This is a genomic window from Rhizobium sp. PDO1-076, from assembly GCF_000247475.1.
Lineage (GTDB): Bacteria > Pseudomonadota > Alphaproteobacteria > Rhizobiales > Rhizobiaceae > Allorhizobium.
This window is the reverse complement of the sequence record NZ_AHZC01000001.1, coordinates 1-17,518: the sequence shown is the minus strand read 5'-3', so window position 1 is coordinate 17,518 and position 17,518 is coordinate 1. Positions and strand designations below refer to the sequence as shown.

At 60.8% G+C, this 17,518-nt stretch carries 12 protein-coding genes; 4 read left to right on the top strand and 8 right to left on the bottom strand.

What is annotated here, in order from left to right; all coding sequences use genetic code 11:
- Positions 1-188 precede the first annotated feature (188 nt).
- The 4 genes from mutT to PDO_RS00045 form a co-directional block, all read right to left on the bottom strand.
- Positions 189-602: an 8-oxo-dGTP diphosphatase MutT gene (gene mutT / locus PDO_RS00060; protein ID WP_007596226.1), complete on the bottom strand. Its 414-nt coding sequence runs from the start codon at positions 600-602 to the stop codon at positions 189-191.
- The gene (locus PDO_RS00055) at positions 599-1,375 is read right to left on the bottom strand and encodes a GNAT family N-acetyltransferase (protein ID WP_007596224.1); all 777 of its coding nucleotides are present in this window, start codon (positions 1,373-1,375) and stop codon (positions 599-601) included. The genes mutT and PDO_RS00055 overlap by 4 nt, the downstream gene beginning before the upstream one ends.
- Positions 1,376-1,383: 8 nt before the next feature.
- The gene (argJ, locus tag PDO_RS00050) at positions 1,384-2,625 is read right to left on the bottom strand and encodes a bifunctional glutamate N-acetyltransferase/amino-acid acetyltransferase ArgJ (RefSeq protein ID WP_007596215.1); all 1,242 of its coding nucleotides are present in this window, start codon (positions 2,623-2,625) and stop codon (positions 1,384-1,386) included.
- Positions 2,626-2,688: 63 nt separating this feature from the next.
- Positions 2,689-3,546 (bottom strand): peptidylprolyl isomerase, encoded by an 858-nt coding sequence (locus PDO_RS00045; protein ID WP_007596213.1) that lies wholly within the window; start codon positions 3,544-3,546, stop codon positions 2,689-2,691.
- A 245-nt stretch (positions 3,547-3,791) separates the two neighbouring features.
- Here PDO_RS00045 and secA point away from each other — a divergent pair, with 245 nt between their 5' ends.
- From secA to PDO_RS00030, 3 genes are all read left to right on the top strand, one after another.
- Positions 3,792-6,509 (top strand): preprotein translocase subunit SecA, encoded by a 2,718-nt coding sequence (gene secA, locus PDO_RS00040; RefSeq protein ID WP_007596212.1) that lies wholly within the window; start codon positions 3,792-3,794, stop codon positions 6,507-6,509.
- Between the two features lie 241 nt (positions 6,510-6,750).
- Entirely contained in the window at positions 6,751-8,157 is a 1,407-nt protein-coding gene (locus tag PDO_RS00035; protein ID WP_007596210.1) for a lipopolysaccharide biosynthesis protein, read from the top strand.
- A 2-nt stretch (positions 8,158-8,159) separates the two neighbouring features.
- Positions 8,160-9,437: a GNAT family N-acetyltransferase gene (locus PDO_RS00030; RefSeq protein WP_007596207.1), complete on the top strand. Its 1,278-nt coding sequence runs from the start codon at positions 8,160-8,162 to the stop codon at positions 9,435-9,437.
- A gap of 20 nt (positions 9,438-9,457) precedes the next feature.
- On the opposite strand, the gene PDO_RS00025 is transcribed toward PDO_RS00030, so the two are convergent.
- From PDO_RS00025 to PDO_RS00010, 4 genes are all read right to left on the bottom strand, one after another.
- Positions 9,458-11,095, bottom strand: coding sequence for an AMP-binding protein (locus tag PDO_RS00025; RefSeq protein ID WP_007596205.1), 1,638 nt, complete (start codon positions 11,093-11,095; stop codon positions 9,458-9,460).
- Positions 11,096-11,268: 173 nt separating this feature from the next.
- Positions 11,269-11,781, bottom strand: a complete 513-nt coding sequence (locus PDO_RS00020) for a hypothetical protein (protein WP_007596203.1) — start codon at positions 11,779-11,781, stop codon at positions 11,269-11,271.
- 190 nt (positions 11,782-11,971) lie between these two features.
- The gene (locus tag PDO_RS00015) at positions 11,972-12,844 is read right to left on the bottom strand and encodes an alpha/beta hydrolase (RefSeq protein WP_007596201.1); all 873 of its coding nucleotides are present in this window, start codon (positions 12,842-12,844) and stop codon (positions 11,972-11,974) included.
- A 147-nt stretch (positions 12,845-12,991) separates the two neighbouring features.
- Entirely contained in the window at positions 12,992-15,112 is a 2,121-nt protein-coding gene (locus PDO_RS00010; RefSeq protein WP_007596199.1) for a TonB-dependent siderophore receptor, read from the bottom strand.
- A 648-nt stretch (positions 15,113-15,760) separates the two neighbouring features.
- Here PDO_RS00010 and PDO_RS00005 point away from each other — a divergent pair.
- Positions 15,761-17,383: an ATP-dependent nuclease gene (locus tag PDO_RS00005; protein WP_007596196.1), complete on the top strand. Its 1,623-nt coding sequence runs from the start codon at positions 15,761-15,763 to the stop codon at positions 17,381-17,383.
- Positions 17,384-17,518: the final 135 nt, after the last annotated feature.

Here is a 17,518-nt window from a genome sequence, read left to right as displayed (position 1 = left end):
CAGCAGGCGATATTGAGAACTCCGGTTCTTCCGGTTTTCACCGAAGACCGTTCCCTGGATCGGGCAGCCCGCCAGAAATCTTCGTTTGCCATATGACGCTCCACACACGCATGACGCATGAACAGCGATCAGTTTTGCCCGAGGGTTATAAACTTTGTATTAAGAACGCTTGAGAAAATATCCCGCGCTCACAACAGATCCTGAAGGAATGGGATCAGCGGCTCGTCGGCCGGCGGCATGGGATAATCGCGCAGCGCCTTGGCCCGCACCCATTTGATCGCCTGTCCCTCGCGTCCATGCGGAATGCCTTCGTAACGACGGCAGATATAGAGCGGCATCAGCAGATGGAATGTTTCATACGTGTGGCTGGCAAAGCTCAGTGGCGCAAGACACGCAACCTTGGTCTGGATGCCCAGCTCCTCGTCGAGCTCGCGCACCAGCGTCTCCTCCGGCGTCTCGCCGGTCTCGACCTTGCCGCCGGGAAATTCCCACAGACCGGCCAGCGATTTGCCCTCGGGGCGCTGGGCGAGCAGGATTCGGTTGTCGGTATCGACCAGAGCGCAGGCAGCAACCAGGAGGATCGGTCTCGGCGTCGCGCTCATGCCTCGGCCTTTCGCCAGTAATAATACCGATAGGCTTCCTCGAACCCCATCTTGGCATAGAGCGCGAGCGCCGGCGCATTGTCGGCGACCACCTGCAGCCAGGCGGTGCGGGCACCGCCGATGCGCGCCCAGCGCAGCGCAGAGGTCAGAACCTCGATGCCGAGCCCCTGGCCACGCCGGTCTGGTCGAACCGCAAGCGACATGATCCCGGCAAGGTCATTGTCCTGCACGCAGAGCGTTGTCGCGATCGGTCCGTCCTGCGGATCCTCGATGACGAACATGCCGGTCGGCGGCTTGATCGCGCTGATGATTTCGGCCAGCGATGGCTTCAGCGCCAGGTCTTCCCCGTGCACGGAGATATCGGCATCGACATAGCGTCCGATGTCATGGGTCGGGAGATGATCGAGCGTATCCGGCAGATCGATCCGCGACAGGTCGCAGGTCATCGTCAGCACTTCCTCGAAACGCTCCCAGCCGTCGGCCTCGAGGAAGTCGATCATCGGTTTCGGCGATAGCGGCGTCTGGCGGATCAGCAGGGGACGGCCATGCGCTTCGAAGCGGCGCCCGGCCTTCTCGATGCGAAGGCCGATATCGCGGCTGTCGGACGGATCGAGCGCAACGATGCAGTTTAGCCGCTTGGACGGATGGCTGCCGGTCAGGCGGATCTGCCAGCTGCCGTCATAGACGACGCTGGTCGCCGGCCATGCGCGAAAACCGACCGCTTCGAGGCGGCGAACGAGGGGCAGGTTCTGGTCGGGTACAGTTGCAAGCATGCCGGCGATCAGCTCCGGTAATCGCCGTTGATGGCCACGTATTCCTTGGTCAGGTCACAGGTCCACACGGTCGCCGAGCCATTGCCGAGGCCAAGATCGACCCTCACCGGAATGTCCTGTCCCTTCATCACATTCGATGCCGCTTCTTCCGAATAGCCAGCATCGCGTTCGCCATTGACCGCAACGCGCACATCGCCGAACCAGATCGCCAGTCGGTCACGATCGGCCTCTTCGCCGGCCTTGCCCACCGCCATGACGATACGGCCCCAATTGGCGTCTTCGCCGGCAGCCGCGGTCTTGACCAGCGGCGAATTGGCGATCGACAGCGCGATCGTCTTTGCCGCCGCATCGCTTGTCGCACCGGTCACGGTGATTTCCAGCATCTTGGTCGCACCTTCGCCATCGCGCGCCACCTGGATCGCCAGATCCTTGAGCAGCGCGTTCAGCGCATCGCGAAAGCCGGCGAGAGCGGCATCGTCCGCGGTCTCGATCCGGCGCTGTCCGTCTTCGGCAGCAGCCCCCGTGGCAAACAGCATCAGCGTATCGGAGGTCGAGGTATCGCTGTCGACGGTCATCGAGTTGAAGCTCGGCTCGACACCGGCCGACAGCAGGCTCTGCAGCACCGGCGCTGCGATATCGGCATCGGTGACCACAAACGACAGCATCGTCGCCATGTCGGGCGCGATCATGCCGGCGCCCTTGGCTATGCCGTTGATCGTCACGGTGACCCCGCCGATCTCGGCGGTACGGGTGGCAACCTTCGGATAGGTATCCGTGGTCATGATCGCCTTGGCAGCCTCGAGCCAGAAATCACCGGTCCCGTCCTTGGCCATCTGGCCCAGCACGCCGGAAAACTTCGTCGCATCGAGCGGCTCGCCGATGACCCCGGTGGAGGCCAGGAAAATTTCGCTCTCGTCGCAGCCAAGCGCCGCTGCCGCCGATTTTGCGGTCAGTTCGGTCGCAGCCCGGCCTTTGATGCCGGTAAAGGCATTGGCATTGCCGGAATTGACCACGACGCCGCGCGCCACGCCGGCCGCCAGGTTCTTGCGGCAGAAATCCACCGGCGCAGACGGGCATTTCGACCGTGTGAACACGCCGGCCACGCTGGCCGGCTTGTCGAACGCCATCAAAAGCACGTCGGTGCGATTTTTATACTTGATGCCGGCAGCGGCCGTGGCCATGCGCACGCCGCGGATGGCCGGCATGTCGGCATAGGATTTCGGAGCAAGCGGGGAAATGCTGGAAGACATGATCATGGCCTGTAGTGGAAGGCCCGCAATCTGCGGGCCTTTGTCTGGGAAACAAACGATGCGTTACGGCTGCGGCTGGGCCTGCTGCTTGTTCGCGTCTTCATAACCCTTGCGCAGGGTCTCGTCGACGATCTCGATCTTCTGGTCGGCCTTGGCCTTCTCGATCACTTCGAGATACTTGTCGCGCATCACCAGCTGGCGAACCTGCTGAGCCACTTCCTCGTATTTCGGCGGCGCGGCTTCGCGCTTGTCTTCGATCTTGATGACGTGGAAACCGAACTGCGTCTTCACCGGCGTCTTGGAATAGGTGCCCTTTTCCATGCCGAATGCGGCTTCTTCGAATTCCGGAACCATGCGGCCCTTGACGAAGTAGCCGAGGTCGCCGCCTTCCGACTTGTTCGGGTCGGTCGACTTTTCCTTGGCCAGTTCGATGAAGTCCTTGCCGGCATCGAGATCGGCGATGATCGCCTTGGCTTCTTCCTCGGTCTTTACCAGGATGTGGCGGGCACGGATCTCGTCCTGCTTCGGAAGCGCTGCGATTTCCTTCTCGTAGCGCGCCTTGACTTCGTCTTCGGTCACGGCGTCGACGACGTTCTTCTTGAAATAGATGTTGTGCAGCTCGCGGTCGGCGATGAACTGCATGCGGCGGACATATTCCGGATCGGTCTTGAGACCGGCGGCTTCGGCATTGCCGGCCAGAAGCTTGACGTCGATCGCGCCGGAAAGAGCGGCAACCTTCTTCTGTTCGTCCGGCAGCTGGGACAGCTGCGGATCAAGGTTGGCGATGGCCAGATCCAGTTCAGACTGGGTGATCTCGAGCGTGCCGACCTTGGCAACCACGGCATCCTCGGCAAACACCGGGCCGTGGAGGGCAACGAGGGAGACACAGGCAGCAAGCAGAAACTTATTAACGCGAAGCATGAAAGACCTTTCGGATGGTGAACCGTTTGAAGACCGCTCGAATCGGGCAAAAAATTGTCCGATGCCCGTAATTCGCAGGCCTTTCGCACGCGCCTGCGCCGTTGACATCATTCGACCCCCCTCTTATCTGTCACGCAACCTCGCGTCCAGAGTAGTTTCTGGAGGCATGGCGCCTAAATGCTTGGACAGAAGTGAAGCAGTTGGGCGTGTAAACGTTATGACGAAGGTCAGAAAGGACCATCGATATGGTCAGTCTTGGTGGACTTGCGCGCAAAATTTTCGGCTCGTCGAACGAGCGTCGTGTCCGTTCCTACCAGCCGCGCATTGCCCAGATCGCCGCGCTTGAAGAGAGCATGAAGGCACTTTCCGACAGTGAACTGGCCGGCAAGACCGACGAGTTCCGCCAGATGCTGGCCGCCGGCAAGACACTCGACGACATTCTCGTCCCGGCCTTTGCCGTCGCCCGCGAAGGCTCGCGCCGCGCCCTTGGCATGCGACCATTCGACGTACAGCTTGTCGGCGCGATGATCCTCAACGACAATTCGATCGCCGAAATGAAGACCGGCGAAGGCAAGACGCTGGTGGCAACGCTCGCCGTCTACCTCAACGCGCTCGCCGGCAAGGGCGTGCATGTCGTTACCGTCAACGACTACCTCGCCAAGCGCGACAGCCAGACGATGGCCAGGCTTTACGGCTTCCTCGGCCTGTCGACCGGCGTCATCGTGCATGGCATCACCGACGACGAGCGCCGCGCGGCCTATGCCTGCGACATCACCTACGCCACCAACAACGAGCTCGGCTTCGACTATCTGCGCGACAACATGAAGTATGAGCGCGGCCAGATGGTCCAGCGCGGCCACAACTACGCGATCGTCGACGAAGTTGACTCGATCCTCGTCGATGAGGCCCGCACCCCGCTGATCATCTCCGGCCCGCTCGACGACCGTTCGGACCTCTACAACACGATCGACGCCTATATCCCGCTTCTCAGCGACGAAGACTACGAGATCGACGAGAAGCAGCGCTCGGCCAATTTCTCCGAAGTCGGCACAGAGAAGCTCGAGAACCTCCTGCGTGAGGCTGGCCTGCTCAAGGGTGAATCGCTTTACGACGTCGAGAATGTCGCGATCGTCCACCACATCAACAATGCGCTGAAGGCCCACAAGCTGTTCAGCCGCGACAAGGACTATATCGTCCGCAACGACGAAATCGTCATCATCGACGAATTCACCGGCCGCATGATGCCGGGACGCCGCTATTCCGAAGGCCAGCATCAGGCGCTGGAAGCGAAGGAAAAAGTCAAGATCCAGCCGGAAAACCAGACGCTGGCCTCGATCACCTTCCAGAACTATTTCCGCATGTATTCCAAGCTCGCCGGCATGACCGGCACGGCATCGACCGAGGCGGAAGAATTCGCCAACATCTACGGTCTCGAAGTCATCGAAGTCCCGACCAACCTGCCGATCAAGCGCATCGACGAGGACGACGAGGTCTACCGGACCTTCGAGGAAAAATTCAAGGCGATCATCGACGAGATCAAGGCGGCCAGCGAGCGCAACCAGCCGGTTCTGGTCGGCACCACCTCGATCGAAAAGTCCGAACTGCTCGCCGACATGCTGAGCAAGTCCGGCTTCAAGGACTTCAAGGTCCTGAACGCCCGTTACCACGAGCAGGAAGCCTATATCGTGTCGCAGGCCGGTGTTCCCGGTGCGGTCACCATCGCCACCAACATGGCCGGCCGCGGCACCGATATCCAGCTCGGCGGCAATATCGACATGCGTCTCGAGCACGAACTGGCCGACATGGAGCCGGGCGCCGAGCGCGATGCCAAGGAAGCGGCGATCCGTGCCGAAGTGCAGGCGTTGAAGCAGAAGGCGCTGGAAGCCGGCGGCCTCTACGTCATCGCCACCGAACGCCACGAAAGCCGCCGTATCGACAACCAGCTGCGCGGCCGCTCCGGCCGTCAGGGCGACCCGGGCCGCTCCAAGTTCTACCTGTCGCTGCAGGACGACCTGATGCGCATCTTCGGCTCGGACCGCATGGATTCGATGCTGACCAAGCTTGGCCTGAAAGACGGCGAAGCCATCGTGCATCCTTGGATCAACAAGGCGCTCGAACGCGCCCAGAAGAAGGTTGAAGCCCGCAACTTCGACATCCGCAAGAATCTGCTCAAATATGACGACGTGCTGAACGATCAGCGCAAGGTCATCTTCGAGCAGCGCCTCGAGCTGATGGATGCCGCCGACGTCTCCTCGACGATCGCCGACATGCGTCACGAAGTCATCGAGACCATGGTGTCGATTCACATTCCCGAACATGCCTATGTCGAGCAGTGGGATGTCCAGGGCCTGAAGCAGAAGGTCGCGATGACCCTCAATCTCGATCTGCCGATCGAGGAATGGGCCGCCGAAGAAGGCATTGCCGAAGACGATATCCTGACCCGCATTACCGAAGCCGCCGACAAGGCTGCCGCCGACAAGGCTGAGCGTTTCGGCGGCGAACTGATGGCCTATGTCGAACGTTCGGTCATCCTGCAGACCATTGACAACCTGTGGCGCGAGCACATCGTCAACCTCGACCATCTGCGTTCGGTCGTCGGCTTCCGTGGCTATGCCCAGCGTGATCCGCTGCAGGAATACAAGGCCGAAGCCTTCGAACTCTTCCAGGCCCTTCTCGCCAACCTGCGCGATGCAGCGACCATGCAGATGTCGCGCGTCGAGCTGGTTCGTGATGCCCCGCCAGTACCGACGACACCGGCTATGGAAGGTCATCATATCGATGCGACCACCGGCGAGGACGACTTCGGCGAAGGTGCAGACGAAAGCACCGCCGGTTTCGTCGCACCGGAAAACCGCGATCCTGACCAGCCTTCGACCTGGGGTCGTATCGGCCGCAACGAAGCCTGCCCCTGCGGCTCCGGCAAGAAATACAAGCATTGCCACGGCGCGTTCGAAAGCGCCTGACGCGCTTGGGAAGACGACGTTTTTCTCAATGGGGGCGGCTTTCGAGCCGCCCCATTTGTTTGGCATATAGATCAGCCCTTGAACCGTTTCTTAACCGTGTTCTGCCAGTCTGCGGACGTCGCGTCTGACGGCCTGCGGCCTGATCCGTCTCGCTGTTTTTCCCGTCAGACCAATCATTCAGGCTCCCCGCTGCGATCTTCAGCCGCATCGAAAGCCCTGCAACGAGTTGTGCGTATCAGTGATGGCGGTTCTCCAGACAGCGGAAAAATGGCTGCCTTCGGGCCTGCATCCGCTCGTCCGCAAACTCTGCGGCATCCTTGCCCGCAACGACGACACCGGCCGCGCCCAGCGCATGACCCTGATCGCCTTCGCCATCCGCGTCGCCAGCGCCGGCATCGCCTTTGCCTCGCAGATCATCCAGGCCCGCCTGATGGGCGAGTTCGAATACGGCATCTTCGTCTTCGTCTGGGTGCTCGTGGTTCTGTTCGGCAATCTTTCCTGCCTCGGCTTCCACACCGCGATCATCCGCTTTCTGCCGCAGTACCGGGTGGCCAACGCCCATGACGAAATCCGCGGCCTGACCATGACCGCCCGCGTCTTCGCCATGAGCTGCGCCAGCCTGATCGCGCTGGTCGGCCTTGCCGGGCTGCATGTCTTCGGTGCGGTGATCGACCACTATTACATGGTGCCGCTGTTCCTCGCCTTCTTCGCCTTGCCGATGATTGCGCTCGGCGACGTGCTCGACGGCACGGCCCGCGCCAACAGCTGGCCGGTCACGGCGATGAGCCCGACCTATATCATCCGCCCGACGCTGATCCTCGCCTTCATGCTTGCCGCCGTCGCACTGGGCGCGCCGCCGACGGCCACCACCGCCATGCAGGCCGCTTTGGCCGCCACCTATGTCACGACGATCGGTCAGTTCCTCACCATCGACCACCGCATGGTCCAGCGCTTCGACAAGGGCGCCCGCAAGATCGATTTCCTCGCCTGGTTCAGGGTCGCCCTGCCGATCTTCCTGATCGAAGGCTTCGGCTTCCTGCTGACCAATTCCGATGTCGTCGTCGTCGGTCTCTATCTGCCGCCCGACCAGGTCGGCATCTATTTCGCCGCAGCCAAGACCATGGCGCTGGTGCAATTCGTCTATTTTGCCGTCAAGGCCGGCGCCACGCCGCAGTTTTCCGCAATGATGGCGGCGGGCGACAAGGCGTCGCTGGCGAGCTTTGCCGGCACCGCGGCCCGTTGGAGTTTCTGGCCATCGCTTGCCGTGGGCGGCCTTGTGCTCATCCTCGGCAATGTCCTGCTCTCGCTGTTCGGCGCGGCCTTCACCGCCGGCTACCATCTGATGGTGATCCTGTTTGCCGGCAACATGGCCAAGGCGCTGGTCGGCCCTGCCGAAATGCTGCTGACCATGGCCGGCCGGCAAAAACTCTGCGTCCTGCTGTATGTCGCAGCGCTGTCGACGAATATCGGATTGAACGTGACCCTGATCCCCATCTACGGCCTGGCCGGTGCTGCCATTGCAACGGCGGCTGCCACCATGGTCGAAGCCATCCTCCTGCACATCACCGTGCGTCGTGCCCTGGGCATCGTGGTCTTTGCCTTCGCCGACCCCCTGTCGCTGATGAACAAGACGAAAGGGGCTGCCTGACCATGCCGGAAAAGCCCATCTACAACGAGAGCATGAACAGCGATGCCAATCGCCTGATCGGCAGCCTCGCCAACCGCCGCGAGATGCGTGTCGGCGCCGATACCGAGATGGCCGTCGGCCGCCCGGGCCGCCACCTGAGCATCTATCCAGGTCAGATGGGCTACGACCTGCAGGACGAACTCGACCACCTGACCTACCGCGTCATGGAAGCCAACGTCTTCTTCGCGCCGCGTTTCCTTGCGCCGGCCATGCCGCGGCTCGAGGAACGCCAGGTGCGCCTCGCCGTGATCCGCGACGAAGACGAGCGACGCTCGCGTCTGCGCATGCTGTTTCCCTTCTCCGTCGAGAAACCCGGCTTCTCGGTCGGCCCTTCGATCATCCGCGTCTGGGCCAATCCCTTCGGCCCGCTCGGCACGCCGCTGGTCGATGCCGAGGGCGCTGCCGAAACGCTCGACAACCTGTTCGAGGCGATTGCCCGGCCGGAAGCCAAGCTGCCCGGCGTGCTGGTCCTGCCGGACCTCAGGCTGAACGGCCGCTTCGCCCATCTTGCCAAGGCTGTGGCGCTTGGTCGCGAACTGCCGCTGACCATCACCAGCCCCTATGAACGCCCGATGCTGCACAGCGCAGAGGATGGCCAGACCTACCTGCAGAACAGCCTGGCGAAGAACCATCTGCGCGAAATGCGCCGCCAGTTCCGCCTGCTCAGCGAACTGGGGCCTGTCAGCTACAATGTCGCCCGTCAGCCGGAAGAGATCCGCCTGCGCATGGAGGAATTTCTAGCGCTCGAGGCCAGCGGCTGGAAGGGCCGCAAGCGCTCGGCGATGATCACCGACCGTCTGCGTGCGGCCTTTGCCCGCGAGGCCATCACCAATCTGGCCGAAGCAGACCAGGTCCGCATCCACACGCTCGACCTGAACGGCAGCGCGGTCGCCTCCATGGTCGTCTTCATCATGGCCGGCGAGGCCTATACCTGGAAGACCGCCTATGACGAGGACTATGCCCGCTTCTCGCCGGGCAAGCTGCTGATGGCCGACCTGACCGAATGGCATCTCGACGATGCCAATATCGAGCGCACCGACAGCTGCGCGGTCCCCGACCATCCGATCATGAGCCGCTTCTGGCAGGAGCGCGAGGCCATGGGCACGCTGGTGATCGGCCTGAGGTCGAATGCCGATCGTGACGTGCGCCAGGTCGGCACGCAACTACACATGTATCGCAATACCCGCAACATCGCCCGCATCCTGCGCGACAAGATCCTCAGCCGCCGTTTCGGCAGCTGAGCATCAGCCTGGCAATGGCTTCAGCCGGACGAAAGCGCGACCTCGCGGTCGCGCAGCAATCGCCGGATGACCTTGCCGCTGGTGGTCAGCGGCAGTTCCTCTACGAAGGCCACTTCGCGCGGATATTCATGCATCGACAGCCGATGCTTGACCCAATCGCGGACGTCTGACGCCAGCGCCTCGCTGCCGGAAAAACCCGCCTGCAGCACGACGAAAGCCTTGACGATCTCCGTCCTTAGCGCATCCGGCTTGCCAATCACCGCCGCCAGCCGCACGGCCGGATGGCTGATCAGGCAATCCTCGATTTCCGCCGGTCCGATCCGGTAGCCCGACGAGGTGATCACGTCGTCGTCGCGGCCGAAGAATTGCACGTAGCCCTCTTCGTCCTGCCGGCCGAGATCACCCGTCTTCATCCAGTCACCGACGAACTTCGCAGACGTCGCCTCCGGGTTCTGCCAGTAACCGAGCAACATCACCGGATCCGGCCTTGCGATCGCCACCTGCCCGGTCTCGCCCGCCGGCAGTTCATGGCCGGCCTCGTCGATGATCGCCACCCGGTGCCCGGGCACGCTCTTGCCGATGAAGCCGGCTTTCGACACACCGAGATGGGCCGCCGACGACAACACGAAATTGCACTCGGTCTGGCCGTAGAACTCGTTCGGCACGATGCCGAGCGCCGTCTTCACCCATTCATAGGTCTCGCGCCCGAGCGATTCACCGGCCGAACCGATGCTGCGCAGGACCAGATCATAGTGCTGACGCGGCTGCTCCACCGCCGCCAGCAGCCGGAGCGCCGTCGGCGGAATGAAGGCATTGCGCACCTTCATTTCCGCCATGATCCGGAAGGCCATATGCGCATCGAATTTTTGCGCCGGCGACGAGACCACCGGGATGCCAAGCAGCAGCGAAGGCAGCAACGCATTCAAAAGGCCGCCCGCCCAGGCCCAGTCCGACGGCGTCCACATCCGGTCGTCGGGTTGCGGCGGAAAATCATGCGCCAGCTGGAAACCCGGCATATGCCCGGCCAGCACCCGGTGACCATGCAGGGCGCCCTTCGGCGCCCCTGTCGTGCCCGACGTGTAGATCATCAGCGCCGGATCGTCCGGGCCGGAGGCGACGATGTCGAAGCTATCCGGATGCTGCTCGACCAGCGTCGCGAATGACCGCACCGGCGCATCCGCTGGATCGATCGACACGACATGTCGCAGGCCATCCAGTCGGGCGCGGATCGGCGCCAGCCGCGACAGTCCGAATGCGTTCGTCACCACGACCGTGGCGCCGGCATTGCTCAGCCGGTATTCCAGCGCCTCTTCGCCGAACAGCAACGCCAGAGGCAGCGCGATCGCCCCCATCTTGTAGATCGCAAGATGGGCGATCACCGTCTCGAAACATTGCGGCAGGAGCAACGCCACCCGATCGCCAGGCTCGACACCGAGTGAAACCAGCGCATGGGCAAAAGCCGACGATTGCGCCGCAAGCGCGCCGTAGGTCAGCGACAGATGCCGGCCATCGGGGCTGAAATGTTCGAGGCAGATCCGCTGCGGATCGCGCCGGGCCCAGTCGTCGCAGACAGCCCGGCCGATGTTGAAATCAGCCGGAATCTCCCAGCGAAAATCGCGCTGCAACGCCTCGAAGGAGGCGCTAGGCTCTAGCAACATGCCGTCTTTTCCAGGTGTTCATCGCAGAAGTGCTAACATCCATCTCGCACATGCACAATCACCAAGCGGTTGCAGTGCGGGCGCGAAGCAGACGTTGCCCCCCTGAATACGGCGACAGCAAGCCACCTTACGGGATCGCGATCAGGAGCCGGAAAGGCGGCAAGGACCTGCGGTTAAGCCTTGGTTGCCGGCATGGCGGCGCTCAGATGCACGAGCAGCGCCCTGAGTTCACCGGCGCGCACGAGCTGGGCCGGCGTGCGGCCGCCGAAGGCCTCGAGATGCTGGCTGCGATAGAGTTTTTCGGCAACGGCCGAAGTCCCGGCGATCTTGGCCAGATGGGCCAACACCAGCGCCTTGGCTTCCGCCGCCGGCACGCTGCCGGCCTCGATCGCGGCGGTGACCTTGGCAACCTTGGCCTTCGCCGACTGCTGCTTCATCGACTTGCGCATGGCAAGAACCGCCGGCGTAACAGGCGAAACGACGCTGACGCGCGCCTTGCCTTCTGCAGCCTTGCCTTCTGCAGCCTTGCCCCCTGCAGCCTTGCCCCCTGCAGCCTTGGAAGTCGGCGCGCCGGCCACCTTCGGCAGCAGCCCGGCATCGACCGTCACCTGGCGGACCGCCTGGCCCATACGAATTTTCTTGCCACCTGCCTTGATCTTGCCTGCTGCCTTGATCTCGTCTGCCATAGTCGTGCTCTCTCAAGAGAATGGCGGCGCCGCATGACGAACGCCTGAATTCAACAATTGCAGCGATGTCTGGAATTGACCAGCCATCGCGCAGCACAAGCGACTATCATGGTTCGGAGAAATGTGTCCAGCCATGCGACCAGCCCGGGGCCGGCGACGGGAATGAAGGCAGCCTTCAGCCCGGCATCGGTCAGGCGTCGCGGCCGACCACCTCGAATGCGATGCTCACGGCGCGATTGACGGCTGGTCCGAGGACGGACATGTGGGTCTGCCCGGGGAAAATCTCGAACGCCGTGCGAATGCCGTCGCGACGGCGGCTCAGCCTCTCCGCCATTTCCTGCGCCAGTGCAACCGTCCTCTCGACCTTCTTCTTCTCGAGACGAGTGCCGGCATCCGGGTTGCGGGACTGGAATGGCGCAAGCGCATCCCCCTCATGTACGCCGGCCGACAGATGCAGGAAGATCCGGCGGCCCTTCATGTCTGCACGACGCGCCTCGTTGTTGAGGATTTCGCTGCCTTCCCAGTAGATCGTCGGGCTGGCGGCGATCCAGTTGGAAAACAGCCCCGGTCGGTCGAAGAGAGCGTAGAGGGTGAAAAGGCCGCCGAAGGAATGTCCGAACAGCGACCGGCGGCCGGCGTCGATCTTCACGATGCCGTCGAGATGCGGAAGCAGTTGTCTCTCGATGAAGTCGAGCAGTTCTCCGGTGCCGCCGATGCGCACGGGAGGCCCGCCTTCGAAATAGGGCGGATAGGTTTTGATCGGCGGCGGCCCCAGGTCCCATGCCCGTCGCAGGGCATCGTACGGTTCGTCGCCGGGATATCCGATCGCCGCGACAACACCCCACTCGACATTGGTTCCGGTCGGGTACGGCGCCTGCGTCGCCAGGCTGGCGACGGCAAAGGGAAAGGTTGCATTGCCGTCGGTCGTGACCAGCAGCGGCCAACCCTCGGCCGGCGGCTCTCCCTTCGGCGTGAACAGGAAGATCCGATAGGGCTCTCCGCCCGCAGCCGGCTGCATGTCGAAATAGACCGTCCCGGGAAAATGATAGGCATTCTCGGTCATGCTTGCTCCACAATACATTTTAGGTGGCGATTTCGCCCGTTTCCGCATCATCGGCCGCGCCTGAAACGCCTGTTCCGGCATCTCGCATGAGCGCTGGAACAGGAAAGGGACGGCAATTGTCCAGAAGCCGACGCGGGCTTCAGACGGCTACCACTTGTATTTCAGCGAGCCGAGAACCGTACGGCTCTGGCCGGTATAGCAATACCCGTCGGTGCAGACCTCTTCGCGCCTGTCGGCGAGGTTCGTCGCGCTGATCGAGAGCGAGAGGCCTTTCAGGTCCGGTGACTTTGCGCCGAAGTCATAGGACAGCGCCGCATCGAAATAGGCGGCGCCGGCGTTCTTGCCGGTGTTGGCGTCGCTGGTGAAGGAATCGCTCGTGGCACGGATGCCGGCACCGACACTGAGGCCCGCCAGAACGGAGTCATCCGGAACAGCATAGTTCACCCACAGCGATGCGACATGACGCGGAGCCGTGGAAGGCGCATTGCCGATCAGCGTCGGATCGATATTGTCGGTGATTTCGGCATGCGCGTAGGTATAGGCCGCGACCAGGCTGATGCCATTGTCGAATTCGTTGCGTCCTTCGAGTTCAAAGCCCGTATAGGTGTTCTCACCCGAGTTCTCATAATAATAGAAGCTCGAATAGCCGGCATATTGCGGCTTGCCGGTTTCCACCAGCTGGTAGACGGCGGCGTTCAACGAGAAGCTCTCGCCGTCCGGCTGATACTTGACGCCTGCCTCAATCTGCCGGCCCTTCGTCGGGTCAAGCACCTCACCGGTAACGGACAGGTTCGTGGACGGCACGAAGGATGTGCCGTAGCTGACATAGGGCGCGATGCCATTGTCGAAGAGGTAGAGCAGCCCCACCTGGCCGGAGAGGACGCCGTCATCCTTCACATCAGTGGTTCCAGCAACCTTGTCGGTCGATTCCTGATGCGCCCAGTCATAACGGAGACCGCCCACGGCGCGCCAGTTGCCAAATTCCATCTGGTCCTGGGCGTATATGCCGGTCTGGCTGAGGTCGCTGCCGCTAAAGGTCGTGAGCGCCGGGATCGCCACGCTGGAGCCGGGCGCGCCCGCAGCCACGCTGCCGCTGCCCATGGCAAAATCCGAGGTGACATAGGTGTAGTCGAGACCCGTGAGCAGTGTGTGGGCAATGCTGCCGGTATCGAACTGGCCTTCGAACTGGTTATCGATCTGGTAGGTGCGCATGTCGTCCGTCACCGAAGTCGTCGGCCACGTGCCATCGGCATTGACGAGGACTCGGTTGAGGTAGTGCGCTGTGAGATCGACATCGCCGACGCGGGCGTTCTGGCGGAAGGTCAGGCCGTTGTCGAACTCATGCTCGAGCTGATAGCCAAGTTGATACTGCTCGACCTTCTGGCTGTTGAAGTCCGGGTCGGTATAGAGGAAGACGTCATCGCCCTCCAGGTAGCTCCAGGCGCTCGCGCCTGTCTCGCCCTTCTGCGCCAGGCCGTAGACGGTGAATGTCGTGTCATCGCTCGGCTTCCAGGTAAACGACGGCTGCAGGAGATAGCGATCGTCGGCGATGTCATAGCTGCCTTCGCCTTCGCGGGCGACGCCGACCATACGGTAGAACAATTCGTCATTGATCGGGCCGCCAAAGTCGAAGGCGGCCTGCTTGCGACCGACGGTGCCGTATTGCAGTTCAACCTCGTGATGGGCTTCTTCCTGCGGCAGCTTGGAAATGCGGTTGACGATACCGGCAGCGCTCGCCGCACCGTACATCACCGATACCGGACCCTTCAGCACCTCGATCCGGTCCAGCGTATAGACTTCCGTCGCGAACGAGCCATAGGTCATGATCGGCTGGCGCAGACCGTCACGGAAGTCGCCGGCGGTCGTCGTTTCGATGCCGCGGATATAGATCTGGTCGAAACGTGGATCGTAGCCAAACGCACCGGTGGTCACGCCGGAACTGTAGCGCGTTGCCTGGATCATGTCGGTGACCGCGCGCTGTTCCATCTCCTGGCGGGTCACGACGGAAACCGAGCGCGGCGTCTCGACGAGCGGCGTGTCGGTTTTCAATGCGGACGAGGAGCGCTTGGGAACGACGGTATTGTTGTCCTCGCTGGCAGTGTCTGTGCTCGCCCCATTGACGACGATCGGCGCAAGCTGCGTTGTGCCATCCGCCTGGTCCTGCGCAAGAGCCGCAACCGGCATGAATGCAACAGCCATGGCACCCGCCAGTATGGTGGAGCTCAGAAGATGACCATGCGGACGGAGCTGATTGAGAGAAAATGTCATGGCGCGATCCTTTTCGGGAGGCGAGGAATTTCGGAAAGTGACCTGGGAGAGATCACGGATATGGGGAAGCAGTGAACCCGTATCGATGGGCGGCCTGCCGCGCTAAGCGCCGGTATATAAACGGAGTTTCCGACGGGCAACAAAATATGACTAGATTAATCATCTTTAAGGGGAGTGTCGGCAAATTTGCAACAATCGGCACCCGGCCCGGAATTAGGCAGCTGATTTTTCGCCTTTTGCCCAAGCGACAGAAAATCACGAGCTGGCGCAGCCGTCACAGCAAAACCGTGGCCGTGGTGCAGGCGGGTCGACGTGGCCGCACACCCGCACCTTGTTCAGAGCGCGGGGAAATATTCACAACGATCAGCAAAACAAGATCTGGAAGGTAATGTGGTGCCCCATGCCGGCGTCTAGGAGAGACGTTAGGCACAATGTTTTCAATGACTTAAGTTTAAACCTGCGGGGAGCTATGTAGCAGTTTACTGTAGCAGAGGCAATGCATGTTTCAAGCCTTCAAGATACCGCTTCGCACGCACTCAAAATTCATCACCGCCCACCACTTGCATCGGTGCGGCAGCATGGAACAAAACGCTGGCCCCTTCCGGACTATGATGCTAGGGACTTTGTCAACTAAGCCGGGAGTGAGAATTGATTACTCAACCTATAAAATTTCGGATTGTTGGACCTGACGCTTCTCCCGAAGGCAAAGACGAGGTCATACTGATCGAGGACCGCTGGAATGACTGGTTTGAGTGGGTAACGCAGTATTATCTCGCTATACTTCTTAAAGATGGAACCCGCATCGATGTCGGCTCTGTTAAGATCGCGCGAGAGGGAATGAGTCCGAAGGATGGGGTTACCAGTAACTTCATTCCCAAGATATTTCATGAGCTTGGTGACGAATATTTCTCAGTTGGTCAGACAGAAAACTACTACGAGACATTAGCTACGCTGGGTGATGATACTCGTATCGCGATATTATCCGCTTTGAAAGATTGCGCCCTATCGACAGGCCGTTATGAACGATACTACAATGAACCGGTTATGTCTCGGTCACTCATGCGAGAACTGGAGCCTGCTCGCCTTCTTGGGAGGCTGCATGATTTGGCGAGGGGTAGCGCAACGCTGACGGAATACAAGTTTTCCTACCAACTACCAGCCCAAGACCCGCGTTTGCCGACTCCATTGCTTTCCTTTGATGTGGTTCCGGCGTCAATGCCACCTTCCAATGTTCACGTTTTGATTGGCCGTAACGGCGTTGGAAAGACAAGATTATTTGACTTATTGGCTAGAAGCTTTCTTGGCTTGAATTCAAAGACTGGAGGTGAGGTAGGAAGGTTCGAGAACCATTCACTTGAGCGCCTGATGGATGGTGATCGGCACGGGTTCGCCGGCTTGGTCACAGTGTCATTTAGCGCCTTTGATACAAACGGTCCGCTCGTCAAAAAGTCTGGAGCCGTGAAATTTCGATATTCCTATATAGGTCTGCTCCGTTTTCTCACGGACGATGAAGCCTCATTCTTTCAAGCTCAGAACGAGATTTTGGGGAAACCAGGCGCTGAAAAGACACTTCCTGATTTCTTAACAAAAACACGGTCTGATCTGGCCCACGAATTTGTAGAGAGTGTTAGGGATTGCCGGGTAGGCGCCCGGCGCAATAGGTGGGCGAACGCTCTGCTTACCCTTGAAGCAGACCCACTATTTGCTGAGGCAAACATCACCGATATTGCATCAGCAGCTGACGCCGAGTGGGAGGCGAAGGCTCGTTATATCTTCGATCACCTCAGTTCTGGACATAGCGTTGTCCTACTTGCCATTAGTCGCCTGGTCGCTGACGTTGAAGAGCAGTCTTTGGTTCTGCTGGATGAGCCAGAGGCACACCTTCATCCTCCTCTAATATCAGCATTTATCCGAGCGTTGTCCGACTTGCTAACAAACCGGAATGGTGTCGCTATAATTGCGACGCACTCACCAGTCGTATTGCAAGAAGTTCCTGCCTCCTGTGTCTGGGTGGTGAACCGGTCCGGTCTCTCGATCCGAGCGGACAGGCCGGAGATTGAAACGTTCGGGGAAAACGTTGGCGTACTCACGCGGCAAGTTTTCAATCTTGAAGTGACGAACTCTGGCTTTCACAAAATGGTCGCAACAGCTGTCGACCAGCAGCTTCCCTACGAGAGCATTCTAAAACTGTTCAATGGCCAACTGGGTGCAGAAGGTCGCACACTCGCCCGTGCCCTGTCCTCCATTCCACCTGCCCTCTCAGTTGATTGAGTAGATGTAAATGCGGCAAATTCCGTTTCCGAACATTAACGCTGCGGATGTACTTGATCACTGTATAAGCGCTGTGGCTGATCCAGTTTTACAAGGGCGTCTTAATGTGGAGAGGGGAGCAATTTTAGCTGCATC